Genomic DNA, 23,986 nt, shown 5'->3' on the forward strand with positions numbered 1-23,986 from the left:
GCAGCAAAAATGTCAAAAAGTGTGCTGCGTTAGAATGCAGAATGGATTGAGCTTCGTGTAAACACTTGTTAAGGTGAGGCACTTCATTAAAGCTGAGGGCGCACAGTGACACTATTACTTGTATACATGCTGGTGGCAATTACCGTTTCTTTTTTATGCTCAGTAATGGAGGCTGTGTTGCTAAGCATTACGCCAAGCTATGTTGCTTTAATACGAAAACAGCAACCTCTTTTAGCTGAGCGTGTTGCTAAGTTGAAAGACAATATAGATCAACCATTGGCGGCTATTTTAACTTTAAATACGATTGCTCATACTGCAGGTGCTGCGGGTGTTGGTGCGCAAGCCGCGGTGGTTTTTTCGGATGCGGCTGTCGGCATTGCTTCAGCAATAATGACACTACTGGTACTCGTGTTATCCGAAATTATTCCAAAAACATTAGGTGCTAATTACTGGCGTGCTTTAACCCCCATCGTAAGCGTAAGCCTGGTGGGTTTAGTCTTTATCTTAAAACCCTTTGTTTGGTTTGCGGATATCTTAACGCGCTTTTTAGGGCGCAATTACGATGAAGCATATTATATACGCCAAGAAATTGAAGCAATGGCAGATATAGGCACTGAATCTGGGGCACTTAGACAAGATGAGTCTGAGATTATTCGCAGTTTATTGCATTTTCGCCATGCCAAACTTGATACATTAATGACGCCGCGCACTGTGCTTTTTAAAGTACACAAAGATATTACAGTGAATCAGTATTTATCGGAATATGGTTCATCGTCATTTTCTAGGGTGTTGGTATACGATAAAAATGGCGATGACATTATTGGTTTTGTACATAAAAACGATATTATGCTTGCTTACCATCGCTTGGGTGAAGACTACAAAATTAGCAAGCTGGTCAAGCCTATTTATACGGTGCCAGAAACCTTGCATGTGCCTACTTTGCTTGAAACCTTATTATCGCAACGTGTTCATATTTGCTTAGTGGTTGATGAATATGGTGATATTCAAGGCATTGTGACATTGGAAGATTTAATTGAGGCCTTAATGGGGCTTGAAATCGTTGACGAACATGACCAATCTGCCAATATGCAAAAAGAGGCAAAGCAGCGCTGGCGGCAGCGTTTAGAGAGCAGTAATACGATTGTTAGCGACGATAAACGTGAGTCTTAGCGGCGATACCCCGCTGCGGTTTTAACCATTTGCCGCCATGAAAATGACCAATTTAAAAAGTCTTCTTTGGCTTTCGGGCGGCAAAGTAAAAAACCCTGCATTAAGATAAATTCTTTATAGCGGTCTAGGTAGTCAAGCTCTTCTACGCGCTCTATCCCCTCAGCCACAATGGCTAAGTCTTCTTGAATCGCAATATTTACTAAGCTACTGACGATAACTTGTGAAAACTGATCAGTTTCAATATTACTGATTAGTGTCCTGTCTATTTTTATCTCTGTAAAAGGCAGGGTTTTGAGTTGTTGCACGTTGGTGAAGCCGGTCCCAAAGTCATCGAGCGAAATACCAAAACCACGCATTCTAAGGCGGTTTAGGGTTTCGAGTTGTGCGGCACTACGAAGTGCATACTGCTCTGTAATTTCTAAAATCACTTCGCTTGGCGATAAATTGTTTAAGTGCAAAATGAGGGCTAGTTTATCTGGGCAGCTTAAGTCTTCAAGCTGTGAAGGCGATAAATTAAAAGCCAGTTTTAAATTTGGTTCAAAGTGCTCTTTAATTTCAGAAAAGTCGCTCGTCGCCTTTTCAAATAATTGAAAAGTAATAAGGTTAATAAGATCTAAATCTTCGGCAATACAGATAAAGCGTTCGGGTAAAACGATATCATCTTCTTTACTGGTGTTAATTCGTGCCAGCACTTCAATACTTTCAACCCGATTGTCATGGCGATTAATTTTTGGTTGATAAAATGGCACGACTTCATTGTGGCTAATAGCATGCAGTAAAAGTGACTCCGAAATCGGGGATTTTGTTCGTTCGACATGAATCGAAAAATGCTCAAGTTTTTGGAGTAGTAAGTAAACTTGATTCAGTTGCACGGGTTTTGAAATATTGCCAATAAGATGCGCGTTGTGTTTACGTGCAAGGTCAGCCGCTAAATCGATGACTTTAGGGTCCATTTCAGAAATGATTGCGATCGCACCATGGTATTTCATTGCGCCTAAATGACGCATAAGCTCCATGCCATCCATATCAGGCATATTTAAATCAGTGAAGACGGCATCAAAATAATGCGGGGCTTTTTTTATTTTCTCTAAGGCTTCGCAAGCACTTAAGCAGGTTGTGACATGAGGAACTTCAAGCTCATTTAAAATGGCCTGCATAACGATAAGAATCGCTTTAGAATCATCGACTACGAGTATATGCCGTGCTGACTTCACCATATTCACTCCATGAACAAGAAATGCTTTAGTTAAAAGTAGTAGAAAAATGCTATTTCGTCATGTTTTTTACTTGTGTATTGATGTAAATAATCACAACAAGGGCCGCAAGAGTTAATTCGTAATTTAGCGCCGCCTCAGTATAATAGCCACACTCCTTATTAGCCGTTAAATAGATTATGATCAGACTTCAGCTGAGCTTAGCAAATGAAATCTTTACATTGCATTTAAAGGGCGCGCAGTTAGTGCAATTATTTCATCAACAACAAGCGATTGCGTTCGAGAACCCAGAACAACAAATGTATGAGTTTGATTTTCAAGGGCAGCGTATCGGGTTAGATACCAGCACCGTGCACGATAAAAGCTTGGGTGTTTATGTAAATCAACAGTGGGTGAGTCAACTTGCATTACCCGCTATGCAAGAGGCTGAGCCAAAACGTGGCATCATCGGTTTGCTCGCGTTAGGATTTAAACTCTTTAAAAGTGCAAAGGTCGTCAAAGCGGCACTCGCTGGTGCGTCAGTTGCCGGCTATGCATGGCTATTCTCAATCGAGTTTGCGCTAATGCTGATTGCTTGTTTAGTGGTGCATGAATATGGTCATGTTAGAGCCATGAAATACTTTGGTATTAAAACCAAGGGTATTTATCTTATCCCTTTTGTTGGAGGACTGGCTGTATCCGACGATAAAATAACAACGCGCTGGCAAGATGTGGTGATCTCACTCATGGGGCCTGCATTTGGTTTAATTACCTCAGTGCTCGGTGTCGTGCTTTATTACGCCACTGAAATGGAAATATTTGCCGGTGTTGCTGTACTGAGTGCTTTGCTTAATTTATTTAACCTATTACCAATTTTACCGCTAGATGGCGGCCATGTTTTAAAAAGTATTAGCTTTTCAATGCGATCTTGGATTGGTTTAAGCGTGTGTTTATTAGGGGTGTTATTTGGCTTATGGTTAAGTTACACCTTTGGCTTAATGCTGTTGGTGTTTTTCTTATTTGTCGGGGCGCTGGAAATTGTCTTCGAATGGCGCGGCCGTCATTACTCGCATTTAATCCCTCTGGACACCTATGGCCAAGGCTTTTCAGCGGTAATGTATGCACTTGTTGTTGCCGGACATGTGGCTGTTATGATGCACTTTGCCGACTCTGAAAGCGCAATTTTAAGCCTACCAATGAAAATTTTATCGAGTTAAGTTTACAAAAGCAGAGCGAATATTTTTGTGAATCTAATGACTAAGCAGGAAGTGTTTTTACACTTCCTGCTTTGCTTTTTAAGGATAAAAACTCAACATTAATGAAATAAACACACCCGTGATGATCAGTTGCACCAAGCAAAAGCCCATGATGTCTTTGGCTTTTAGGCCTGCAATGGCAAGCACAGGGAGTGCCCAAAAGGGTTGTATCAGGTTAGTCCACGCATCACCCCACGCAACGGCCATCGCTACACGAGGTATGTCGGCACCGAGTGCGTGTGCTGCCGGGATCACGATTGGTGCCTGAACGGCCCATTGACCTCCACCAGATGGCACAAAAATATTTACAAACCCCGCACTTAAAAAGCTCCAAAAGGGCAATGATTCAGTGGTTGCAATGGCAATAAACCCTTCAGATATTTGTTGGGCAAGTCCTGTTTTGACCATGATGGCCATAATCCCTGCATAAAATGGAAATTGAATCACGATGCCTGCGCCACTCGGGATCGCCTGTTGTAAGCTTTGCAGTAAATTATGAGGTGTTTGATGCAGTAAAATAGCGCTGAACAGGAAAATAGCGATGACACTATTTAAGTTTAAGCCACCGCCACTGAGTACAAAGTAATAAAATAGATAGCCAAGACCAACAAGGCCAATACCGATACCTAATATACGACTATGCTCAATCACTTCGGCTGGGCGAGTGGGTTTTACTGATGCCGTGGGCTCATCGTTAAGTTTTGCTGGGTCAACATACACACTGTCTTTCTCGTTTGGCAACATGTAGCGATTAACCAATGGCATAATAATAAATAAACCCAGCACAATCGCAATATTAAAGCCTGCGAAGACGGTGTTTTCAGTGCCAATTACCCCAATACTTTGTTCCGAAAAGTGCCCATCGGTGGCGATAGTTAGCGGTACTGAACCCGCTAAACCACCATGCCAGACAATAAAGCCTGAATAAGCGCTGGCAACCAGTAGTCGGTAATCTACCCGGGTTTGTTTGGCAATCGCTTTGGCAAATAAAGCCCCTATAACCAAGCCAAATCCCCAGTTTATCCAACTTGCCAATAAAGAAACTAACGTTACTAGTATGATTGCTTTAGCGGGGGTATTCGCGAGCGTCGCAAGCGTAGTTAACAGGTGTCGCATAACAGGGGTACTTGCCAGCATATAACCTGTTAGCAAGACCAGCAGCATTTGCATGGCAAATTGCAATAAGTTCCAAAAACCACCTCCCCACGCAGCTAATACTTGCACCGGGGACGAGGGGGTAAAAATACTGGCCACAATAAAGCTCAGCAAGGTTAATAAAATGACGAAAATAAATGGATCTGGTAGATAACGTTCAACCAGCTTGGTAAATGGTTTAGCAACGCGATTTAGCATAGTTTTTATTGTTGTCGTTGAATCAATAGTGCCAATTAATCATGAATGAAGCTAATTGGCAAATTGATACCGAGGAGACTGTATTCGGTGTATTAGAAAAAGCAGTGTTACGGTTGCTGTTCGAGTACCGCTTTTAGTCGTGCTTGCACTTCTTCAACCAGTAAAATGGGCTGAAACTTTGATAAAAAGGCATTACAGCCGACTTTTTCGACCATCGCTTGATTAAAGCTACCACTGAGTGAAGTGTTCAATACAATGTGTAAGTTTTTAAGACGATTATCGTTACGAATTTCGTGTGTAAGGCGGTAACCGTCCATCGCGGGCATTTCTGCATCGGTGATCACCATCAGCAGTTCTTTTTCAACATCTTTGCCTTCATCTGCCCACCTCTTCAGCATGTTAAGTGCTTCAAGTCCGTTACGTGCAGGGATAATTTCAATACCAAGTTGAGAGAGCGTGTCACTCACTTGTTTGCGGGCTGTGGGAGAGTCATCAGCATGCAGTATTTTACGACCAGCAAACTCATTAACGATGCTTTGATCTAAAATGTCGTCAGAAATATTGACTTCGTATTCGATGATTTCAGCGAGTACTTTTTCAACATCAATGATCTCCACTAAGTGTTCTTGGCCATCGCGTTTGATTTTAGTGAGTGCGGTTAAGTAGTGATTTTTACCAATCGCCGTTGGCGGTGGCATGATGTCAGACCATGTCATGTTGATGATTTGGTCGACCTTTCCAATCAAAAAGCCTTGCACCGTTCGGTTGTATTCAGTAATTACAAGGTTGGAATCTTCGATATGCAGTGCATCAGGCATACAAATTGCCTTGCGTAAATCAATCACGGGGATGGATTCGCCACGAATATCGACCACGCCAGCAACCTTAGGGTGGGCGTGGGGGACTTTGCTTATATGTGGTATTTTTACCACTTCTTTGACTTTAAAAACATTGAGGGCAAATAGATGGCGGCTATGCAGGTAAAAAAGCAATAGCTCTAAACGGTTTTCACCGACCAGTTGCGTGCGTTTGTCGACTGAGGCTAAAACACCAGACATATATCACCCTAAATACTAAATACAGAGAAAGTATAGTCTACTATTAATTTTCATTGTTACGCATTAGTAATTTTCCATCAGTTGCCAAAGGCTAAGCATTAAAGTACCGTATCGGATAAATTCCTCTACGACTATTTGCAAGGATTATGCATCATCTATTTAATCGTTTAGTGGTGATTATTCGCAGCCATATTGACCAAGTGAGTTGGCAAGCTGTGGTAATAACAACCCTGTTGCACATGCTACTTATTTGGTGGTTACTTGTGCTTGTTGGCGAGCAGGCCTTAACACCACTTAGCACCTATTTTTATTATTATGTTGTGACAACGTCAACGGTAGGGTATGGCGACTTTAGCGCCAGTACAGAATTGGGACGTTGGATTGTTGCAATATTACAAATACCATTTGGTTTAGCATTATTTGGCGTTCTGTTAGGAAAAACAGGGCAAACAGTAACTTACTTAATTAGGCGCGCTATGACGGGTGATAAAAGCTTCGCACATATTAACAATCACATCATTATTTTTGGCTGGCATGACACGCGGACTAAAAAGATGATTGACTATATTTTAGCAGATCAAAAACGTTTAGATCGTCGTATTCTGCTCGCTGTGACAGAGCAAATGGAGCATCCATTTTTAGCCAACCCGCACGTCGATTTTGCCCGTTTAAGCAGCTTTACCGACATTGACGAGCTAAAACGAGTGGCGATTGAACGCGCAGATAAAATTATTATAGATGGTCAAGATGACGACCAAACGTTTACTACAGCGTTACGTATCAGCAAATTAGTGAATGAACACTGCCATATCAGCGCGCATTTTGATGATGAAACAAAAATCGAAATGTTGCTAGAGCATTGCCATAATGTCGAGTGCAGCAGTGCAAAATCGGCTGAAATACTTGTACGCTCTATGCAAGATCCTGGCTCAAGCCGTGTTCAGGAAGAGCTATTATCAACCTTACATGGTGATACACAGTTCAGTTTGCCAATTCCTAAGGGAGTGCAAGCAATGACATTTGGTAATTTATTTCATCATTTTAAGCAAAGTCATGACGCTATTTTATTGGGCGTTGCCCATAATCTTAGTGCGCAAGATATGGATTTAAATCCGCCGCTTGACTATGTCGTTAGTGAAGGCGATATTTTACATTATATTGCTGTTGAGCGTGTGTTAAGCAACGAAGTTGATTGGCCGGCCTTGGTGAAATAATGAATGAAGTCGCGTTTTTAATTATTGTTCTCAGTGCCTACATTTTACCTGTGGTCATTGTACTCAATAGTAAGCGCACGCAAGGTCACGAAAAGAATGCCTGGTTGATCGGTATCATCTTTTTCTCGTGGCTTGGTTTGATTATGTATCTGACCATTGTGCCCAAGCATGGGCACGTCAAAAAGCACCGTAAAGGTAAAAGCTAGATTACTTGAGTTGCTTTAATTTATGTTCAATCAATGGATCATCTGGCGACAGTTGCTGAGCGACTTCGAGTAACTTTATCGCGTCTTTAGGGTGCGCCTCTTGGTGCTTAATGGCTATATCAATCAGAGGCTGTACATCAACAGCTTCCTTTTGCTCTTGGAGATGCTCAGCCTTTTCATCAATCAAAATATTATGTGCGGTACTGAGCAAGGCTAAACGGTGTGCAGAGCCTTTATTCGCTTTATTTAAGCGTCGGTAGTAATCTTCTTTAAAGCGCAAGGTTTTTGTTTGTTGGCGAAACTGGGCAATATCAACCTGTTGATGGCGAATAAAATCCACCGCCACATCCTTATAAAAACCAAACTTATTTAAATAGGTTGCATGAACACTGTGACCCATGCCAAACACCCGTAAATGGGTTAATTGTGAATACCGTTTAGCATGAGCGCGGTCAATTCGATTGGTCGGGTCATAAATAATGTAACCTTTAGCCTGCCCTAAATCTACGTCGTGGTAATCACCTGCCCAATCAAATTTTTGTGCGATATCAGTACTTGAACGGTCATCCCATGGCGCTTTTTCTTTATTTTTTGTACTGACAGGGTGAAATAGCAGCACCTTATCGAGCTTCAACAAATTAGCAAATGCACCTACTGCAAAGCCACCTCGGCTTAAACCATAGCCTAAGCGTTCTTTAAAGCCGCCAATAAGGGGGGCTAACTGCTCAATAAAAAATAATAAATTACGGTGTCTAAACCAGTTACTGATACCTAAATGTTGAAAGGCAATGATATTAACATCTTGCTTTTTTGCAAGCTTGTAGGCCCATGGTGAGAAATCATCAGTAAGGTCATGTTCTTGATAATTTGTCCCCGCAGGAGAAAAGGTAAATAGCAGAGGTTTGCTGGCGTCGATGATATGATATTTCACATACACATCACCGAGTAAGTCACCGCCTGTGAACGGCACTTGTTTTTGCTGTTCTGCATGGGGGAGCTGGGTCCATTCATCTAGCCAATACAATAATTTCATACATCCCCCACGGTACCTCTAAAATAAAGGGGACACATTATAGCAAAAATAGCCATTTAATAAAAATGGCTGCGACTTTAATATGTTAGCTTTCACTCATGGCGATTATTTGTTGCCAATCATGCTCCGTGACGGGCATGACTGATAAACGCCCGCCTTTTTTTAGGGCTATGTCAGTGATGGCGTCATTTGCTTTTATCGCTTGTAAGCTCACTAGTTTGTTAAGGTGCGCTTTATAAGTAACATCAACGACAAACCAACGTGGGTTTTCTGCTGTGGCCTTCGCATCATAGTAGTCACTGCTTAAATCAAATTGCGTTGGATCGGCATAGGCTTCACGTGTTATTTCGCCAATGCCCGCAACGCCTACATGTTTACAGCTTGAGTGATAAATCATCACTAAATCCCCTGCTTTTATGCCATCACGCATAAAGTTACGGGCTTGATAATTACGTACACCATCCCACATTGAGGTTTGCTTTGGCGCGTTTTTTAAATCATTGATTGAAAACGCATCAGGTTCGGTTTTAAAAAGCCAATAAGCCATAATTAGGTGCCCTTACAAAGATTTACTTCCAATTAGTCTATAGTATCATTAAACGCTTGTCGGGATTGAGGATAAATAAATGAGCCAAGTATTAGATGATTTACTGTCGTTGCTATCGTTAGAAGAAATTGAGCAAGGCTTGTATCGAGGGCAAAGCCAAGATTTAGGGTTTCGTGCTGTATTCGGTGGTCAAGTTATGGGGCAAGCTTTGTCGGCTGCCAAAGAAACGTTACCAGAAGGGCGCATTGTCCATTCTTTGCATTCCTATTTTTTACGCCCTGGTGATGCCGAAAAACCAATCATTTATGACGTCGAAAATATTCGTGATGGTAAAAGTTTTAGTACGCGTCGCGTGAAAGCGATTCAATATGGCAAACCAATTTTTTATATGACAGCGTCATTTCAAGGGGAAGAAGAGGGGCTGTCGCATCAAGCTCATATGCCAGATGTACCCCAGCCTGAAGAACTTAAGTCATCGCTTGAATTTTACCAAGCGAATGCTGAGCATATACCCGAGGTGATCCGCAATAAATTTATTCGTGAGGTGCCGATTGAAATGCGCCCAGTCACGTTTCATAACCCATTTAAACCTCAGGTAATGGAACCTGTTAAGCACATTTGGTTTAAAGCCAATGGCGAGATGCCAGATGACCAACGCATTCATAATTATTTATTGGCGTATGCATCGGACTTTGAGTTTTTACCTACGGCTTTACAACCGCACGGTGTGTCGTTTATGCAACCTAATATGCAAGTGGCGACAATTGACCATGCGATGTGGTTTCATCGTCCGTTTAGGCTTGATGATTGGATTTTATATTCGATTGATAGCCCAAGTGCGAGCTCGGGAAGGGGTTTGGTGAGAGGGCAGTTCTTTGACCGTCAAGGCAACTTAGTTGCCTCAACGATCCAAGAAGGGGTGATGCGCCAGCGCTAATCCTTTGAGTGCGTAGCTTGGCTTTGCACTATGTCATCAATTGACTGCCAGACACGTGCTGGCAGCAATGCTTTTAGATACATATATACTTCACAAAGTGCATTACTACCGGTAAAACCGTGCTCTGTTTCGGTAATTAACTTTTGCTCACGTAAGCTTGAAATAAACCCGATAAGTACTTTTTTATCAAAAAACTCAGGGGTTTTAATGCCATGCAGCGTGCCTAAACGCTCTGCTAATACTTGGCTTTCGTGCTCAAGCTCTTCTCGCTCAATCCCCTTGCTGGTTTGAATAAAGCCAACCACGATTGCATAACGCTGCAAGGTTAAGCTCAAGGCTCGCCCTAGCATTTCGAGTTTTGCTAAGCAGTCGTTGCTATTTGTCACTTTGATATTATTGCCATCGATTTCAATTAAGTCTTGATCAACAAAGCTGGCAAGAACACGAGTAATGTAGTTTTCATCTAACTCATGTAAGAACCACTCTTTGGCAAATAGCGGGTAAAAGCGTGTAATCACGGCTTGGCAATCAGCCAGAGTCGTTTTGTGTGTTTTAAATAAATGCAGTGCCAGTAAGCTGGGAACAGCGAACAAGTGCAACACATTATTACGATAATAGTTAAACAGCGTTTTTTCTTTATCATTAATTGCAATGATTTCGCCAAATTCGTCGCTGATCACATCAAATTTATTCAGTTTTAATGCATGCTCTAACAGCTGCTCTGCGGTTTCATTGGGGGTGGTCACTTTGTCGCTATAGCTTGCACTACGTTGCAGGTGCAAGTAGAACTCAAGTTGGGCAATCAGTTTGGGTTTACTCAGCGCATGTTTATCGTTAACCAGTAAGATCATCGCTAACAAATTCACCGCATTAAGCGCCGCAGCGCTATTGATATTAACCATCACTTTGTCTGCAAGATTAGCGACTTGTGGGCCCAACCATTGTGGTTTTTGTACATCTGTTGGGTGAATCGATTCACGCCAATCAGGTTGCTGCTCATTAAGGTATTGGTTTATCGAAATGGGGTCGCCAAAGTTTAAGTAGCCACGGCCATAGTTTTTAAGGTTTTTAATGGCCTTAAAAATCCCTAATACGGATTCGCCTTTTTTGTCGTTACCTGCCAGCTCTTTTAAATACGTATTAATCTCCATTACGTGCTCATAACCAATGTAAACGGGCACAATCGAAATAGGGCGATCGATGCCGCGCAGCATCGCTTGCAATGTCATTGCTAACATACCCGTTTTAGGTGGTAATAAACGACCTGTACGACTGCGGCCACCTTCGGTATAAAACTTTACTGAGTAGCCTTTAATGAATAACTGGCTTAGGTACTCTTTAAATACAGAGGAGTACAATTTATTGCCCGCGAATGAGCGACGAATGAAAAATGCACCACTGCGGCGGAATACGCCACCTGCAGGGAAAAAGTTTAAGTTGATGCCCGCTGCAATGTGCGGCGGTACTAAGCCTAAATGGTAAATCGAATAGGTCAGTAATAAGTAATCCATATGCGAGCGGTGACAAGGCATATAGATAATCTCGTGGCCTTTGTCGGTTAGCTCATGGACTTGCTCAGAAAATTTAATATCGATGCCGTTATACAACTTATTCCACAGCCACGTCAAAATACGATCGGCAACACGAATAGTCGCGTCACTGTAGTTAGCAGCGATCTCGTCTAATAATTTAAGCGCATTTTGACGCGCTTCATTTTGGCTAATGTTTTTTTCTTTTGCCTCTACTTGAATGGCTTTTTTGATGGTTGGCGAGGCAAGCAGCGAATTAAACAACTGCTCACGTGAGGGCATTTTTGGCCCGGTAGCTGCCAGTTTTTGACGACGGAAGTGCACGCGAGCAACACGTAGCAATTTATGTGGCAGTTCATCAACATCGGCTTTTTCGTTTACCAAGAGCGATAAGTCGAGCGGTTGGCTAAAGCGAATAAAGTTGTCACGACCTGAAAACAAAATGACAAAGAACTTACGAAACCAGCTTGGCGTAAGTGAGTGTGATACCAATGTACCTAAACCTGGCTTTTCTTTACCTGGGTTACGACCCCATAAAATAGTAACCGGGATAACCTGTACGTTTTTCTCACCTGAGTGCATTAGGTGGTCAATAATGTGTTTGCCTTGGTGAAGTGCATTACTGGGTTTACTTTTATTACCAAACAGAGGCGGCGGGTTTTGAATACCAATAAAACGATCAAGCTCTTTATTACCCAAAAGCTGCTCTTCTGTTGGACTTGGTAAGCCGTATTTTTTACACACGCGCGCGAGTGCCGCTAAATCAGAGCGCGCATTGAGTCTAACAATATAAAAGGTCGGGTTGGCGGGGTTTAGGTTATATTGCTCAATCGGGTTTTCTGGCAAGACCTTACTTTTAACAAATAAGCGGTTCATACCGGCAGAAATGATATTTAAACAACGATTAATGATACGCATTAACTCACCAAAGTAATTAAGAGTAATAATAGAAACAAAAAAAGCGCCATAGAATAGCAATTATTAACTGGACTGACCATTGCCATAGTGTGGCTTTTGGGTTTATTCAAATTAACTATAGTAAAGCAAAGACATAGCTTAACTGAATTTAACTGAAATATTATACAAAGCAGACTTTATTCGTTTTAATCCTAAAAAGTTGTTGCATTTATCACCAATCTCACTATAATACGCAGGCTTTCAAAATTCCCTCGGGAACTTGGAAGGAACATTAAGCTTGGATTTCAAGCTAATAAAACAGGAACTCCGATTTGGAGTTCAACGTAGATATAAGAGAACAGCCGACATCTTAGTTAGTAAGATTGTTTCGGTCGTTTTTTTATGCTCTTTTTAAATGCTCTTTATATTGAGGTTTAAGAATGTCAAATCAACGCATTCGTATTCGCCTAAAAGCTTTTGACCACCGTTTGATTGACCAATCAACGGCGGAAATCGTGGAAACTGCGAAACGCACTGGCGCACAAGTACGTGGTCCAATCCCACTACCTACACGCTTTGAACGTTTTACTGTACTAACTTCACCGCACGTTAACAAAGACGCGCGTGATCAGTACGAAATCCGCACCCATAAACGTCTGATCGACATCGTAGAACCAACTGACAAGACTGTTGACGCGCTTATGCGTTTAGATCTTGCTGCTGGTGTTGATGTTCAAATCAGCCTGGGTTAATCGGAAGATTAGAGAGGTTTTAGGAAAATGGCATTAGGTCTAGTCGGTCGTAAAGTGGGTATGACACGTATCTTCACTGAAGATGGTGTATCTATCCCTGTGACAGTTATCGAAGCGACTCCTAACCGTATTGCTCAGATCAAATCTGAAGCAACAGACGGTTATAACGCGCTTCAAGTAACCGCAGGCACTAAAAAAGCAAGCCGTGTAAACAAAGCTGCAGCGGGTCACTTCGCTAAAGCAGGTGTTGAAGCGGGTCGCGGTCTGTGGGAATTCCGCCTAAATGGTGGTGAAGGCGATTTTGAAGTAGGCGCTGAGCTTACTGTTGAATTATTCAACGAAATCAACAAAGTTGACGTAACCGGTACTTCTAAAGGTAAAGGTTTCCAAGGTGGTGTTAAGCGCTGGAATTTCAGCATGCAAGACGCGACTCACGGTAACTCTCTATCTCACCGTGCTCCTGGTTCAATCGGTCAAAACCAATCACCTGGTAAGGTGTTTAAAGGTAAGAAAATGGCCGGTCACATGGGTGCTGAGCGTGTAACGACTCAAAACTTAGAACTAGTTCGCGTTGACGCTGAGCGTAACTTGCTTTTAGTTAAAGGTGCAGTACCTGGCGCTATCGGCGGTGACGTTATCGTTAAACCAGCTGTTAAAGCATAAGTCCTGGAGATTTAGTGATGGAATTAGCAATTAAAGACGCTTCTGGCGCTCTTGAAGTTTCTGAAGCTACTTTTGGACGTGAGTTTAACGAAGCATTAGTACACCAAGTAGTTGTTGCTTACGCAGCAGGTGCTCGTCAAGGTACTCGTGCTCAGAAGACACGTTCTGAAGTAAGCGGTGGTGGTAAAAAACCATGGGCTCAAAAAGGTACTGGCCGTGCACGTGCTGGTACAATCCGTAGCCCAATTTGGCGTTCAGGTGGCGTTAGCTTCGCAGCTAAACCACAAGATCATAGCCAAAAAGTAAACCGTAAAATGTACCGCGGTGCGATCAAAAGCATCTTATCTGAATTAGTTCGTCAAGAGCGTTTAATCGTTGTTGAGCAGTTTGGTCTTGAAGCACCAAAAACTAAAGAACTAGTTGCTAAGCTTAAAGAACTTGAGCTTAAAGATGTTCTTATCGTGACTGAAGAAGTAGATGAGAATCTATTCTTATCGGCACGTAACCTGTACAAGGTTGACACGCGTGATGTAGCTGGTATCGATCCTGTAAGCCTAATCGCTTTCGATAAGGTACTTATTACAGCTGCTGCTGTTAAGCAACTTGAGGAGGCGCTAGCATGATCCGTGAAGAACGTCTTTTAAAAGTGATCCTTGCTCCACATATCTCTGAAAAAAGCACTATCGCTGCTGAAGAAAACAACACGATTGTTTTCAAAGTAGCTAAAGATGCAACTAAAGCTGAAGTTCAAGCTGCAGTTGAGAAGCTTTTTGAAGTAGAAGTAACTGGTGTTCGCACACTAAACGTTAAGGGTAAAACAAAACGTACTGGCATGCGTTTCGGTCGTCGTTCAGACTGGAAGAAAGCTTACGTTACTCTTAAAGAAGGTAGCGAGCTAGACTTTGTCGGCGGCGCCGAGTAATAAGGGGAGTTAGAATTATGGCACTTCAAAAGTGTAAACCAACTTCTGCGGGTCGTCGTCACCTGGTTAAAGTGGTTAACCCTGATCTTCATAAGGGTAAACCTTACGCACCACTACTAGAGAAAAACTCTAAGTCTGGTGGTCGTAATAACAAAGGTCGTATCACGGTTCGTCACATCGGTGGTGGTCATAAGCATCATTACCGTGTAATCGACTTTAAACGCACTAAAGATGGCATTCCAGCTGTTGTTGAGCGTCTAGAGTATGATCCAAACCGTAGCGCAAACATCGCTCTTGTATTATATGCAGACGGTGAGCGTCGTTACATTATTGCACCTAAAGGCTTAAAAGCTGGTGATTCAATCCAGTCTGGTGTTGATGCACCAATCAAAGCTGGTAACACATTACCAATGCGTAACATGCCTGTAGGTTCGACTGTTCACAACGTAGAATTAAAACCAGGTAAAGGTGCTCAAATCGCACGTTCTGCTGGTGCATACGTTCAAATCCTTGCACGTGAAGGTCAATACGTTACTCTACGTCTTCGTTCTGGCGAAGTTCGTAAAGTTCCAGCTGACTGTCGCGCAACACTTGGTGAAGTAGGCAATGCTGAGCATATGCTTCGTTCACTAGGTAAAGCTGGTGCAAATCGCTGGCGTGGTATCCGTCCGACAGTTCGTGGTGTTGCCATGAACCCGGTAGATCACCCGCACGGTGGTGGTGAAGGTCGTACATCTGGTGGTCGTCATCCTGTGTCTCCATGGGGTAAACCGACTAAAGGTGCTAAGACACGTAAGAACAAGCGTACTGATAAATTTATCGTACGTCGTCGTACTAAATAATAGTTGAGGAATAGCCATGCCACGTTCTCTCAAGAAAGGTCCTTTTATTGACCTACACTTGCTGAAGAAGGTAGAGAAAGCGTTGGAAAGCGGTGACAAGAAGCCAATTAAAACTTGGAGCCGTCGTTCAATGATCATACCTAACATGATCGGATTGACCATCGCTGTCCATAATGGTCGTCAGCACGTTCCTGTGTTTATCACAGACGAAATGATCGGTCACAAACTAGGTGAATTTGCACCAACTCGCACTTACCGCGGTCACGCTGCGGATAAGAAAGCGAAGAAACGTTAAGAGGAGAATGATAAATGCAAGCATTAGCTAAACATAAATTCGCCTCTGGTTCGGCGCAAAAAGCACGTCTAGTTGCAGATCAGATCCGCGGACTTCCGGTTGATCGCGCTCTAGAAATCCTGGCGTACAGCCCTAAAAAAGCGGCTGTATTAGTTAAGAAAGTACTTGAGTCTGCTATTGCTAACGCAGAGCATAACGAAGGTGCTGACATTGATGAGCTTCGTGTAACTACGATCTTTGTGGACGATGGTCCAACAATGAAGCGTATTATGCCACGTGCTAAAGGACGCGCAGACCGCATCCTTAAGCGTACAAGCCACATCACTGTTGTGGTTTCAGATAGCTAGGAGTATAAGTAATGGGACAAAAAGTTCATCCTACTGGTATTCGCCTAGGTATCTCTAAACCTTGGGTTTCTACCTGGTACGCGAATTCAAAAGATTTCTCTGATCAGCTTTTTGGCGATCACAAAGTACGTACATTCCTTACTAAGGAATTAAAAGCGGCTTCTGTGTCTAAAATCGTTATTGAGCGTCCAGCAAAATCTATCCGTGTAACAATTCACACAGCTCGTCCTGGTGTTGTTATCGGTAAAAAAGGCGAAGACGTTGAAAAACTACGTCAAGCAGTAACTAAGATTGCAGGTGTTCCGGCTCAGATCAATATTTCTGAAGTTCGTAAGCCTGAACTTGATGCACAACTAGTAGCTGACGGTATTGCGTCACAACTAGAGCGTCGTGTTATGTTCCGTCGCGCTATGAAGCGTTCGGTACAAAACGCAATGCGTATTGGTGCAAAAGGTATCAAAGTTGAAGTTAGCGGTCGTCTTGGCGGTGCTGAGATCGCACGTTCAGAATGGTATCGTGAAGGTCGTGTACCTCTACATACTCTTCGTGCTGATATCGACTACGCAACTTCTGAAGCCTTAACCACTTATGGTATCATTGGTGTTAAAGTTTGGATCTTCAAAGGCGAAGTTATTGGTGGTTTACCACTAGTACAAGAGCAAGAGAAGCCAGCTAAACGCGCGCCAAAGAAAGCCAAAAAAAGTGCTAAGTAGAGGTAGCGAGTAATGTTACAGCCAAAACGTACAAAATTCCGTAAAATGCACAAAGGCCGCAACCGTGGTTTAGCGCAAAACGGTAACAAAGTAAGCTTCGGTACTTTCGGTTTGAAAGCTACTGGTCGTGGCCGTATGACTGCTCGTCAAATCGAAGCAGCTCGTCGTGCTATGACACGTCACGTAAAGCGTCAAGGTAAAATCTGGATTCGTGTATTCCCAGATAAGCCAATTACGAACAAGCCATTAGAAGTTCGTATGGGTAAAGGTAAAGGTTCTGTTGAGTATTGGGTTGCTGAAATTCAACCTGGTAAAGTACTTTACGAAATGGAAGGTGTTTCTGAAGAGCTTGCTCGTGAAGCGTTCAACCTTGCAGCACGTAAATTACCATTCACAACAACTTTCGTAACTCGGACGGTGATGTAATGAAAGCTAGCGAACTAAAAGACAAAAGCGTAGAAGAGCTAAATGCTGAACTTCTAGGACTTCTTCGTGAGCAGTTCAACCTGCGCATGCAAGCAAGCACTGGTCAGTTAGCTCAAACACACACGCTAAGAACAGTACGTCGCGATATCGCGCGTGTAAAAACAATTATTAACCAGAAGGCAGGTCAATAATGAGCGATAAAATCCGTACTCTTCAAGGCCGTGTAATCAGCGACAAGATGGATAAATCTTTCACTGTTGCTATCGCACGTTACGTGAAGCACCCAATCTATGGGAAATTCATCAAACGTACGACTAAGTTACACGTACATGACGAAAACAATACAGCTCAAGCTGGTGACGTAGTTACTATCCGTGAGTGTGCTCCTATTTCTAAGACTAAGTCTTGGACTTTAGTAGACGTTGTTGAGCGTCCAAAGCAAGCTTAATTTTTAATTAAGTTTACTTACTAAAAAACCCCGGCTTTGCTGGGGTTTTTTGTATTTATAATAACCTTCACTGCTTTGTGACGTGAGTCGTTAGCTCAGTGAGTAGGGGGTATACCCACCTGAAATAACACTGATACCAACCCGCAATAATACTTAATCATTTTGAGTGATTAAACCTGTTGCTACTTACGTTATAAATGTCTGATTTACGATTGCATGGAGGTAGGGAAATGCAGGATCAATTGTCGAGAACAACTAAATAACTAAATTTTTGCCTTGTTATCAAGGAATGGTATTACTCATTTAAAACACTAAACCTGACGTTCACAGCGTTATACTTTGTTCATTTAGCACAATTCAATAACCAAATTAGTGCCTTGCCACCGACACGTTTTGCACCTCAACATAGACCACTTAATTAAGCGAATTGCGACCAGTTAAACGGGATTTACTGTGTGCTAACCCCTTACGAGTTAACAATGAACTTATTGGGTTATTAAATACTCTTAGAATAAAAAACAAGGAGTGTTGGTGTTAAAGGGACGTTATAAAGCATGGGTGTTTTCGATTACACTTCATGTTCTCATACTGCTTATATTTGCTAAACATGCTCAGCGTGTCATTGTTGCGCCTTGGCTTGAACCTAAAGGTGTGATGCAAGCCTATGTTACCGTTGATCTCACGACCTTACCTCGTTTAAATATAGATGTAGAAAAAACGCCCGAAGAAAAAGCTAAGAGTAGCCAATTAGGTTCTGCGACAGAACCAAAATCAGAGGACACTGCTTCAGAAGTTGCTGAACAGCCGAGTTACGCAGCTATGAATGAAAGTACTTTAAGTCTGGCTGCTCAAACAAATTCCAGAGGAAGGACAATGACCAATGCGTCAACAGTCGCTACGCCAACAAAAGAGCCTGAAATCGTTGCATCAGAGGTATCACCAAGGCCATTTAAAAAGCTTAATCCTTATGCGCCATTACCTAACATGGATGTTGAGTACAACCAGTCGACCGCGCACGCGACAGGAAATTTACACTCAGCAACAAACAATGCGAGTGGAGTACGAATAACGAGCCCTAAAGAGTACTCAATTTCAAGCGAAGCCACGGTATTATGGGAAAATGGTGATGGTAGTCGACGCATCGAGATGCTGAATGGACAGTGTTATGGCATTGACTTTAATTCAGTGTTCGGTAAATCAGGCGTACCGAGTGGTTCACCCAGACCCTGTGAAGATAAAGAAGCGGCGTTGTTCAAGGAGATTATGAATAAGTGGAGCAAAAAATAAATAAAGTTCTTTACCTTAACTAAAGTTGAGCTTTTAAAGTGGCGTTTTTTAGAAGGACGTTGCTATGAATGCACTCGAAAACTACCTGTTAAGTCTGCAAATTAATTGCTACAACACCTCAGTCACACAAATCATCGACGTACAGAACCGTATTTTTCGGTCTCTTTTATCAGGATCTCATTACGCTGAGGCATTGTTAGTTGCACTCGATATTTCTCATTATTCAACACCGCAGCAGCATCAAGCTTTATTAAAACAGGTGTTACATCATCTTGGTTACCGTATCCGTGTTGAGCGGCAACGACATGATGTACTGTTTATTGAACACACACGTTTAGCATATACATTACATTTAGCGTGAGCTGTCATTAACTGGTCATGTTGCTGGCGTGAAATAACACTGTTTTAAGGAATAACATGGAGTGCCTTGGGTCATGCAACAACCAAACATTATTATTTTAGGTAATGGCCCTGTGGGTGCGCATATCGCAGCGAGCGTTAATCGCTGCCCACGCGTGGTTAGGTTTAATCGTTGTGCAGACATGCCAGCCCATTTAGGTAAGCGTTGTACCGATCTATGGCTAGTTGGGCGAGGCTATCAGGCGCATGGCTTACTAGAGAGACCGCTTACAATACCACTCGAAGGGCTTTCACAGGTTATGATCACCGATCCTAACCCTCATCCGTTGTTGCACTGCTTTTTTAAATTAATTCATCGAAAAGGCAAGATAGACTACGCTAATCAGTTATTTAAGATGTATGGTCTGCACTGTAAATGTGAACGTTTAAGCGCTCAGTTTCGACAATCATTACTCGCTCACTTGCTTACTTTAGGACCTGTAATACATCGACCTTATTGCCCAAGCTCTGGCACTCTAGCTATCGCTTTCTATTTATCGCAGTTTGATAAAATACATATTGCTGGATTCGCTTTTCGAGGATGGAAGCGTCATCCGTGGCATTTAGAAAAGCGCTATGTAGACGGGTTAATTGCGGCAAATAAAGTGGTTTTACTTGATTAAAAAAGACACTTAACTGACGTTAAGTGTCTTGCCTTAACGAAGTTACCAAATCATTTCTGCAAATTCAGGGTGATCAACAAATGGGTTACGATTTCCTTGGAATTCAAATGCGGCTTGGTTTCTATCAAGTTCAAGCTGACTAACAGGGTCGTCGTTATGCCATTTTAATAGCATCGCAATGACCCAGTTCTCGAACACCTGACTTGATGAGCCATTAAGCACAGCATTGCTATACGTTGTGTTGTTTTGCCAGTTAGCAATCACATTTTCATAGCGTGTTGCCATGTAAAAATAAGCCCGTGCAAAATCACCTTTAAACTCATCAATCGGTTCGAATACCGTACCTGAGTAATTTAATGAGCTAGCGGCACTGCCTAATTTGCTTCCATTACTAGAGGTGTAGCTTGCACTAGCGACTTCGCCGAAAGGGTAGTTACTGCGTTTTGAATTTACATAGCCATCAGTGGCAAAGATATGATGTACATCTGAATTCATGGGCTCAACAGTGCCACCAAACCAGCTTTTTGGGAACGAATGCTCGCGGTTATAGCAATCAGCTTCACTGTTGTAGGTACCGCACTGGTCGCTCACAGCAACATAGTTATAGCTGTCTTGGCCTGCTGGATTCTCTGAATAACGGTCTAAAATTGAGTTATCATTCTCAAAGTATTTATCACGCGATGCGAGGTCGTAAAATCCCCAAATAGCCGAATAACCTTGTGAGTTATGATCCTTAATTATGTTGTACAGTTCCGTTTTTAAAGCATAGCCCGTAAGACCTTGAGTCGTTACATAATAACCTGTCGGTTCTGTTGGTGTGGTACCGCCGCCATTCCCGCCGCCAGTGTTATCACCTAAACTAAACGGTGTAGCCTCTGAGCTTTGGAAGCTTGCGCCACTGGCAAGCACAGTTTGACCTAAAGAAAGACTGTAGCTGCCATTACCGAATGAGCAGCACATGCCATCACCGTAACTATCAAAAATAGTGAATGTGTAGTCACCATCAATTAGACAGGCTTGCTCGTTATAGTTCGTATTAGCAGCGTAGCTGCCGCCTGATGCTACTGTGCTGCCTTGAGCATTGGTAATTTGCCAACTGCTCTCTTCACCATAGTTGTCGGTGGTGAGGGTAAGAGCGACTTGGTTATCTGTACAGCCCCCCGCAGGTGGAGGCGGTGTGCCAGTGTTTGGCGCAAAGTTATCGACATAAACAACTTCGCTGCCATCAAAGCCCGTTACGTCGTAAAAACGTAATCCTACATCGATAGAGGTTGTTACTGATGCGGTATATTGATAGCTGATCTGTTGCCATTGATTTGTTAATGCTGAGTTTGAATAACCTTGGTAGCCATCAACGACAAGGCGTGCCTTCACCCCCCCTTCGGTATGATAAACCCACGCCGAAAACTCATAGCTTTCACCCGCAACGACATCAACCATTTGTAATAAATCAGTATTACTTTGCGTACCTGTATTCACTGTAACGCGAGCTGAGTAGTTACCCGAGTAAACCACATTACTGTTGCTGCTGAGATTTATACCACTGTCAATTGTGCTCCAACCTGAGGGGGCACCTGCTGACCAAGTTTCGAAATCAGCATTGTTGATATTCGCCATTGCTGAACTTGCTAAACACAGCAAACTGCTGGCTAGCATTATTTTATTACATGTCCCGTGTGACATTATTGTTTCCTTTTCATTGTTATATTGTCTGTTCTTAAAATGAACACAGCGAGTATAGGCTAAACACGGTATGTTGCAATAATGTTAATTGGCAAAGTATTTATTCGACTAAGTAAGCATTTAATCTGTTTTTTATAGTAAATATGAAAATTAATAACTAAATGGAATATCAAAGCAGATTCTATTCTTTTTTAATCGCGCGAGACCTCGTTATTCTTCACGCTCAGATAAACTTTTAAAAAGCATCGTTTGAGCTCTTTTAAAGTCGAAAAAATTGTTAGTGAAATGCCAGTAGCAAGGGGTTTCGCAGTTAACTTTCAGGGTTACGAGGAATAAATTCATGTTGTTGAGTCAACTAAATGCAGCGGCGAGCCCGCTATCGCAAGAGCAAGTACAAAAGCTGCAAGGCTTAGTGGCTGAACTTAATCCAATTCAGCAAGCGTGGGTAAGTGGTTACTTAGCTGCGAGTGCCAATGCGGGGGCACTAACAGGGGGCGTTGCTGCGGCTCCTGCTGCAGGCGATGCTGCTCCACTCACTATTTTATACGGCTCACAAACAGGCAACGCCAAAGGTGTTGCAAGCAAATTAAAAGAGCAAGCTGAGTCACGTGGATTAGCAGTAAAACTAGTCAATATGGCTGACTACAAGCCTACAGCCCTGAAAAAAGAAAAATTTATCACTGTTGTGGTATCAACATACGGTGAAGGTGAGCCACCTGAAGATGCAGAAAGCTTACATGAATTCTTAACCACCAAAAAAGCACCTAAATTAGATGGTGTAAAGGTAGCAGTAATTGGTTTAGGTGATTCAAGCTACGAATTCTTCTGCCAAACAGCAAAAGATTTTGAAGAGCGCTTCAATAAACTAGGTGCAGAAACTATTTTCCAACGCGCAGACTTAGACGTTGATTACGATGACGAAGCTGCAAAATGGATAGACGGTGCGCTTGATGCATTTGAACCCGACCTAAAAGCACAGCAACAAACAAGCGGTGGTCAAGTGGTGGCAATGCCATTTGGTGCAGCGGCACCAGCAGCAAGTCAATACACCAAACAAAACCCGTTTGCCGCTGAGCTTAGTGTGGTACAAAAGATCACAGGCCGTGATTCAACGAAAGATGTACGTCATGTTGAGATTTCTCTAGAAGGTTCTGATATTACCTATACACCGGGTGATTCGTTGGGTGTGTACTTCTTAAATGACGAAGCGCTTGTTGATGAAGTACTTGCGCTTACACAAATCGATGCTTCGAGCACGGTTAAACTAGGCGACGAAACGCTAAGCGTACGTGATGCACTGATTGAAAAGTTAGAATTAACGCAGTCTTACCCTGGCTTTGTTGAAAAATACGCAACAGCAACGGGTAACCCTGAATTATTAAAGCTTGTTGAAGATAAAGCGGCTATGCGTGAGTACATTGAACCTCGCCAAATCTTCGATATTATTCGTCAAAACCCAGCAAAGCTTGACGCACAAACGTTAGTAGATTGCTTACGCAAACTACAAGCGCGTTTATATTCGATTGCATCGAGCCAAGCCGAAGTTGAAGAAGAAGTGCACTTAACGGTTGGTCTGGTTGAGTTTGACGCATTTGGCAGCGAGCACTTAGGGGGCTGTTCTGGTTATTTAGCGCGTCGAGCTGAAGAAGGCTGTAAGGTAAAAGTATTCAGTGAGCATAACGACAACTTCCGCTTACCAGTAAGCGACGAAACGCCCATTATTATGGTGGGACCGGGTACCGGTATTGCGCCATTCCGTGCGTTTTTACAAGAACGAGACGCCCGTGAAGCAAGTGGTAAAAACTGGCTATTCTTTGGTAACCCACACTTTACGCAAGACTTCTTGTATCAAGTAGAAATTCAAGGCTACTTAAAGTCAGGCTTACTCACTAAAGTGGATGTGGCATTTAGCCGTGATCAAGCAGAAAAAGTTTATGTTCAAGACAAACTACGTAAAAACAGCAAAGAGGTGTTTGCGTGGTTAGAAGCCGGAGCACACATCTATATTTGTGGTGATGCTAATCGTATGGCGAAAGATGTGCACCACGCACTGGTTGACATCATCAAAGAAAACAGCGGCAAAGATGATGAGCAAGCTGAGCAATACTTAAAAGATTTACGTAGCGCCAATCGCTATCAGAAAGACGTGTATTAATCACGTTTAAAGCTAACAGCCGTCACCGTAACAAATTT

Annotated in this window: 27 protein-coding genes; 20 read left to right on the forward strand and 7 right to left on the reverse strand. The window is 42.6% G+C overall.

Annotated elements, in window-relative coordinates; translation table 11 throughout:
* Positions 1-105: 105 nt before the first annotated feature.
* Positions 106-1,170, forward strand: a complete 1,065-nt coding sequence (locus H3302_RS00805; RefSeq protein WP_182395978.1) for a hemolysin family protein — start codon at positions 106-108, stop codon at positions 1,168-1,170.
* Here H3302_RS00805 and H3302_RS00810 read toward each other — a convergent pair.
* Positions 1,167-2,387 carry an EAL domain-containing protein gene (locus H3302_RS00810; protein ID WP_036974238.1) on the reverse strand — a complete coding sequence of 407 codons (1,221 nt, stop codon included), beginning with the start codon at positions 2,385-2,387 and terminating at the stop codon, positions 1,167-1,169. The two genes, H3302_RS00805 and H3302_RS00810, sit on opposite strands and share 4 nt — an antisense overlap.
* A gap of 176 nt (positions 2,388-2,563) precedes the next feature.
* On the opposite strand from H3302_RS00810, the gene H3302_RS00815 reads away from it, so the two are divergent.
* Positions 2,564-3,580: a metalloprotease gene (locus H3302_RS00815; protein WP_182395980.1), complete on the forward strand. Its 1,017-nt coding sequence runs from the start codon at positions 2,564-2,566 to the stop codon at positions 3,578-3,580.
* A gap of 78 nt (positions 3,581-3,658) precedes the next feature.
* Here H3302_RS00815 and H3302_RS00820 read toward each other — a convergent pair whose 3' ends face one another.
* A complete protein-coding gene (locus H3302_RS00820) occupies positions 3,659-4,972 on the reverse strand; it encodes a short-chain fatty acid transporter (protein WP_036974234.1) in 1,314 nt (437 codons plus the stop codon).
* A 107-nt stretch (positions 4,973-5,079) separates the two neighbouring features.
* Positions 5,080-6,030: a chemotaxis protein CheV gene (locus H3302_RS00825; protein ID WP_182395982.1), complete on the reverse strand. Its 951-nt coding sequence runs from the start codon at positions 6,028-6,030 to the stop codon at positions 5,080-5,082.
* A gap of 146 nt (positions 6,031-6,176) precedes the next feature.
* Between H3302_RS00825 and H3302_RS00830 the strand changes: the two genes are divergently transcribed.
* Together H3302_RS00830 and H3302_RS00835 are read left to right on the forward strand one after the other, a co-directional pair.
* Complete coding sequence (locus H3302_RS00830; protein WP_036974230.1) at positions 6,177-7,244, forward strand: potassium channel family protein; 1,068 nt, start codon at positions 6,177-6,179, stop codon at positions 7,242-7,244.
* Positions 7,244-7,450 (forward strand): PLDc N-terminal domain-containing protein, encoded by a 207-nt coding sequence (locus H3302_RS00835; protein ID WP_036974228.1) that lies wholly within the window; start codon positions 7,244-7,246, stop codon positions 7,448-7,450. The genes H3302_RS00830 and H3302_RS00835 overlap by 1 nt, the downstream gene beginning before the upstream one ends.
* Before the next feature lies 1 nt (position 7,451).
* Here H3302_RS00835 and H3302_RS00840 read toward each other — a convergent pair whose 3' ends face one another.
* Together H3302_RS00840 and H3302_RS00845 are read right to left on the reverse strand one after the other, a co-directional pair.
* On the reverse strand, positions 7,452-8,483 hold the full coding sequence (locus H3302_RS00840) for a hypothetical protein (protein ID WP_036974225.1): 1,032 nt from the start codon (positions 8,481-8,483) through the stop codon (positions 7,452-7,454).
* Between the two features lie 85 nt (positions 8,484-8,568).
* Complete coding sequence (locus tag H3302_RS00845; protein WP_036974223.1) at positions 8,569-9,030, reverse strand: EVE domain-containing protein; 462 nt, start codon at positions 9,028-9,030, stop codon at positions 8,569-8,571.
* A 79-nt stretch (positions 9,031-9,109) separates the two neighbouring features.
* On the opposite strand from H3302_RS00845, the gene tesB reads away from it, so the two are divergent.
* Positions 9,110-9,967, forward strand: a complete 858-nt coding sequence (gene tesB / locus H3302_RS00850; RefSeq protein ID WP_036974222.1) for an acyl-CoA thioesterase II — start codon at positions 9,110-9,112, stop codon at positions 9,965-9,967.
* On the opposite strand, the gene plsB is transcribed toward tesB, so the two are convergent.
* Positions 9,964-12,414 carry a glycerol-3-phosphate 1-O-acyltransferase PlsB gene (gene plsB / locus H3302_RS00855; protein ID WP_182395985.1) on the reverse strand — a complete coding sequence of 817 codons (2,451 nt, stop codon included), beginning with the start codon at positions 12,412-12,414 and terminating at the stop codon, positions 9,964-9,966. The genes tesB and plsB overlap by 4 nt on opposite strands.
* Before the next feature lie 419 nt (positions 12,415-12,833).
* Here plsB and rpsJ point away from each other — a divergent pair, with 419 nt between their 5' ends.
* The 14 genes from rpsJ to H3302_RS00925 all read left to right on the forward strand — a co-directional run bounded on the left by rpsJ (position 12,834) and on the right by H3302_RS00925 (position 20,110).
* Complete coding sequence (rpsJ, locus tag H3302_RS00860) at positions 12,834-13,145, forward strand: 30S ribosomal protein S10 (RefSeq protein ID WP_002957900.1); 312 nt, start codon at positions 12,834-12,836, stop codon at positions 13,143-13,145.
* 27 nt (positions 13,146-13,172) lie between these two features.
* The gene (rplC, locus tag H3302_RS00865) at positions 13,173-13,808 is read left to right on the forward strand and encodes a 50S ribosomal protein L3 (RefSeq protein ID WP_036974218.1); all 636 of its coding nucleotides are present in this window, start codon (positions 13,173-13,175) and stop codon (positions 13,806-13,808) included.
* 17 nt (positions 13,809-13,825) lie between these two features.
* Entirely contained in the window at positions 13,826-14,431 is a 606-nt protein-coding gene (gene rplD, locus H3302_RS00870) for a 50S ribosomal protein L4 (RefSeq protein ID WP_036974217.1), read from the forward strand.
* Positions 14,428-14,730, forward strand: coding sequence for a 50S ribosomal protein L23 (gene rplW / locus H3302_RS00875; protein WP_036974214.1), 303 nt, complete (start codon positions 14,428-14,430; stop codon positions 14,728-14,730). Before rplD ends, rplW begins: the two co-directional genes overlap by 4 nt.
* 17 nt (positions 14,731-14,747) lie before the next feature.
* Positions 14,748-15,572: a 50S ribosomal protein L2 gene (gene rplB, locus H3302_RS00880; protein WP_036974212.1), complete on the forward strand. Its 825-nt coding sequence runs from the start codon at positions 14,748-14,750 to the stop codon at positions 15,570-15,572.
* A gap of 16 nt (positions 15,573-15,588) precedes the next feature.
* Entirely contained in the window at positions 15,589-15,867 is a 279-nt protein-coding gene (gene rpsS / locus H3302_RS00885; RefSeq protein ID WP_010376377.1) for a 30S ribosomal protein S19, read from the forward strand.
* A 14-nt stretch (positions 15,868-15,881) separates the two neighbouring features.
* Positions 15,882-16,214, forward strand: coding sequence for a 50S ribosomal protein L22 (gene rplV, locus H3302_RS00890; RefSeq protein WP_004588690.1), 333 nt, complete (start codon positions 15,882-15,884; stop codon positions 16,212-16,214).
* Positions 16,215-16,225: 11 nt separating this feature from the next.
* Positions 16,226-16,927 carry a 30S ribosomal protein S3 gene (gene rpsC, locus H3302_RS00895; RefSeq protein WP_036974210.1) on the forward strand — a complete coding sequence of 234 codons (702 nt, stop codon included), beginning with the start codon at positions 16,226-16,228 and terminating at the stop codon, positions 16,925-16,927.
* 12 nt (positions 16,928-16,939) lie between these two features.
* Positions 16,940-17,353 (forward strand): 50S ribosomal protein L16, encoded by a 414-nt coding sequence (gene rplP / locus H3302_RS00900; protein WP_036974208.1) that lies wholly within the window; start codon positions 16,940-16,942, stop codon positions 17,351-17,353.
* Positions 17,353-17,544, forward strand: a complete 192-nt coding sequence (gene rpmC / locus H3302_RS00905) for a 50S ribosomal protein L29 (protein ID WP_004588692.1) — start codon at positions 17,353-17,355, stop codon at positions 17,542-17,544. Before rplP ends, rpmC begins: the two co-directional genes overlap by 1 nt.
* Positions 17,544-17,801 carry a 30S ribosomal protein S17 gene (gene rpsQ, locus H3302_RS00910; protein ID WP_036974206.1) on the forward strand — a complete coding sequence of 86 codons (258 nt, stop codon included), beginning with the start codon at positions 17,544-17,546 and terminating at the stop codon, positions 17,799-17,801. The genes rpmC and rpsQ overlap by 1 nt, the downstream gene beginning before the upstream one ends.
* Positions 17,802-18,332: 531 nt before the next feature.
* On the forward strand, positions 18,333-19,088 hold the full coding sequence (locus H3302_RS00915; RefSeq protein WP_036974204.1) for a hypothetical protein: 756 nt from the start codon (positions 18,333-18,335) through the stop codon (positions 19,086-19,088).
* Positions 19,089-19,152: 64 nt separating this feature from the next.
* Positions 19,153-19,449, forward strand: coding sequence for a hypothetical protein (locus H3302_RS00920; RefSeq protein ID WP_036974202.1), 297 nt, complete (start codon positions 19,153-19,155; stop codon positions 19,447-19,449).
* 73 nt (positions 19,450-19,522) lie between these two features.
* Entirely contained in the window at positions 19,523-20,110 is a 588-nt protein-coding gene (locus tag H3302_RS00925) for a hypothetical protein (RefSeq protein ID WP_036974200.1), read from the forward strand.
* A gap of 42 nt (positions 20,111-20,152) precedes the next feature.
* On the opposite strand, the gene H3302_RS00930 is transcribed toward H3302_RS00925, so the two are convergent.
* Positions 20,153-21,793 (reverse strand): endonuclease, encoded by a 1,641-nt coding sequence (locus tag H3302_RS00930; protein ID WP_182395987.1) that lies wholly within the window; start codon positions 21,791-21,793, stop codon positions 20,153-20,155.
* Positions 21,794-22,133: 340 nt separating this feature from the next.
* Here H3302_RS00930 and H3302_RS00935 point away from each other — a divergent pair, with 340 nt between their 5' ends.
* Entirely contained in the window at positions 22,134-23,948 is a 1,815-nt protein-coding gene (locus H3302_RS00935) for an assimilatory sulfite reductase (NADPH) flavoprotein subunit (protein WP_036974194.1), read from the forward strand.
* Positions 23,949-23,986 lie beyond the last annotated feature (38 nt).

Source organism: Pseudoalteromonas sp. MT33b (assembly GCF_014117385.1).
GTDB lineage: Bacteria > Pseudomonadota > Gammaproteobacteria > Enterobacterales > Alteromonadaceae > Pseudoalteromonas > Pseudoalteromonas lipolytica.

Bases quoted from the DNA above. Each gene is read 5' to 3' on its own strand.
- rpsS (WP_010376377.1), top strand. From the start codon at position 15,589: ATGCCACGTTCTCTCAAGAAAGGTCCTTTTATTGACCTACACTTGCTG.
- rplC (WP_036974218.1), top strand. From the start codon at position 13,173: ATGGCATTAGGTCTAGTCGGTCGTAAAGTGGGTATGACACGTATCTTC.
- H3302_RS00930 (WP_182395987.1), bottom strand. From the start codon at position 21,793: ATGTCACACGGGACATGTAATAAAATAATGCTAGCCAGCAGTTTGCTG.
- H3302_RS00840 (WP_036974225.1), bottom strand. From the start codon at position 8,483: ATGAAATTATTGTATTGGCTAGATGAATGGACCCAGCTCCCCCATGCA.
- rpsC (WP_036974210.1), top strand. From the start codon at position 16,226: ATGGGACAAAAAGTTCATCCTACTGGTATTCGCCTAGGTATCTCTAAA.
- H3302_RS00820 (WP_036974234.1), bottom strand. From the start codon at position 4,972: ATGCTAAATCGCGTTGCTAAACCATTTACCAAGCTGGTTGAACGTTAT.
- H3302_RS00920 (WP_036974202.1), top strand. From the start codon at position 19,153: ATGAATGCACTCGAAAACTACCTGTTAAGTCTGCAAATTAATTGCTAC.
- rpmC (WP_004588692.1), top strand. From the start codon at position 17,353: ATGAAAGCTAGCGAACTAAAAGACAAAAGCGTAGAAGAGCTAAATGCT.
- H3302_RS00845 (WP_036974223.1), bottom strand. From the start codon at position 9,030: ATGGCTTATTGGCTTTTTAAAACCGAACCTGATGCGTTTTCAATCAAT.
- H3302_RS00830 (WP_036974230.1), top strand. From the start codon at position 6,177: ATGCATCATCTATTTAATCGTTTAGTGGTGATTATTCGCAGCCATATT.
- rplB (WP_036974212.1), top strand. From the start codon at position 14,748: ATGGCACTTCAAAAGTGTAAACCAACTTCTGCGGGTCGTCGTCACCTG.
- rplD (WP_036974217.1), top strand. From the start codon at position 13,826: ATGGAATTAGCAATTAAAGACGCTTCTGGCGCTCTTGAAGTTTCTGAA.
- H3302_RS00815 (WP_182395980.1), top strand. From the start codon at position 2,564: ATGATCAGACTTCAGCTGAGCTTAGCAAATGAAATCTTTACATTGCAT.
- rplW (WP_036974214.1), top strand. From the start codon at position 14,428: ATGATCCGTGAAGAACGTCTTTTAAAAGTGATCCTTGCTCCACATATC.
- rplP (WP_036974208.1), top strand. From the start codon at position 16,940: ATGTTACAGCCAAAACGTACAAAATTCCGTAAAATGCACAAAGGCCGC.
- H3302_RS00810 (WP_036974238.1), bottom strand. From the start codon at position 2,387: ATGGTGAAGTCAGCACGGCATATACTCGTAGTCGATGATTCTAAAGCG.
- tesB (WP_036974222.1), top strand. From the start codon at position 9,110: ATGAGCCAAGTATTAGATGATTTACTGTCGTTGCTATCGTTAGAAGAA.
- H3302_RS00825 (WP_182395982.1), bottom strand. From the start codon at position 6,030: ATGTCTGGTGTTTTAGCCTCAGTCGACAAACGCACGCAACTGGTCGGT.
- rplV (WP_004588690.1), top strand. From the start codon at position 15,882: ATGCAAGCATTAGCTAAACATAAATTCGCCTCTGGTTCGGCGCAAAAA.
- H3302_RS00935 (WP_036974194.1), top strand. From the start codon at position 22,134: ATGTTGTTGAGTCAACTAAATGCAGCGGCGAGCCCGCTATCGCAAGAG.
- H3302_RS00835 (WP_036974228.1), top strand. From the start codon at position 7,244: ATGAATGAAGTCGCGTTTTTAATTATTGTTCTCAGTGCCTACATTTTA.
- rpsQ (WP_036974206.1), top strand. From the start codon at position 17,544: ATGAGCGATAAAATCCGTACTCTTCAAGGCCGTGTAATCAGCGACAAG.
- H3302_RS00925 (WP_036974200.1), top strand. From the start codon at position 19,523: ATGCAACAACCAAACATTATTATTTTAGGTAATGGCCCTGTGGGTGCG.
- plsB (WP_182395985.1), bottom strand. From the start codon at position 12,414: ATGCGTATCATTAATCGTTGTTTAAATATCATTTCTGCCGGTATGAAC.
- rpsJ (WP_002957900.1), top strand. From the start codon at position 12,834: ATGTCAAATCAACGCATTCGTATTCGCCTAAAAGCTTTTGACCACCGT.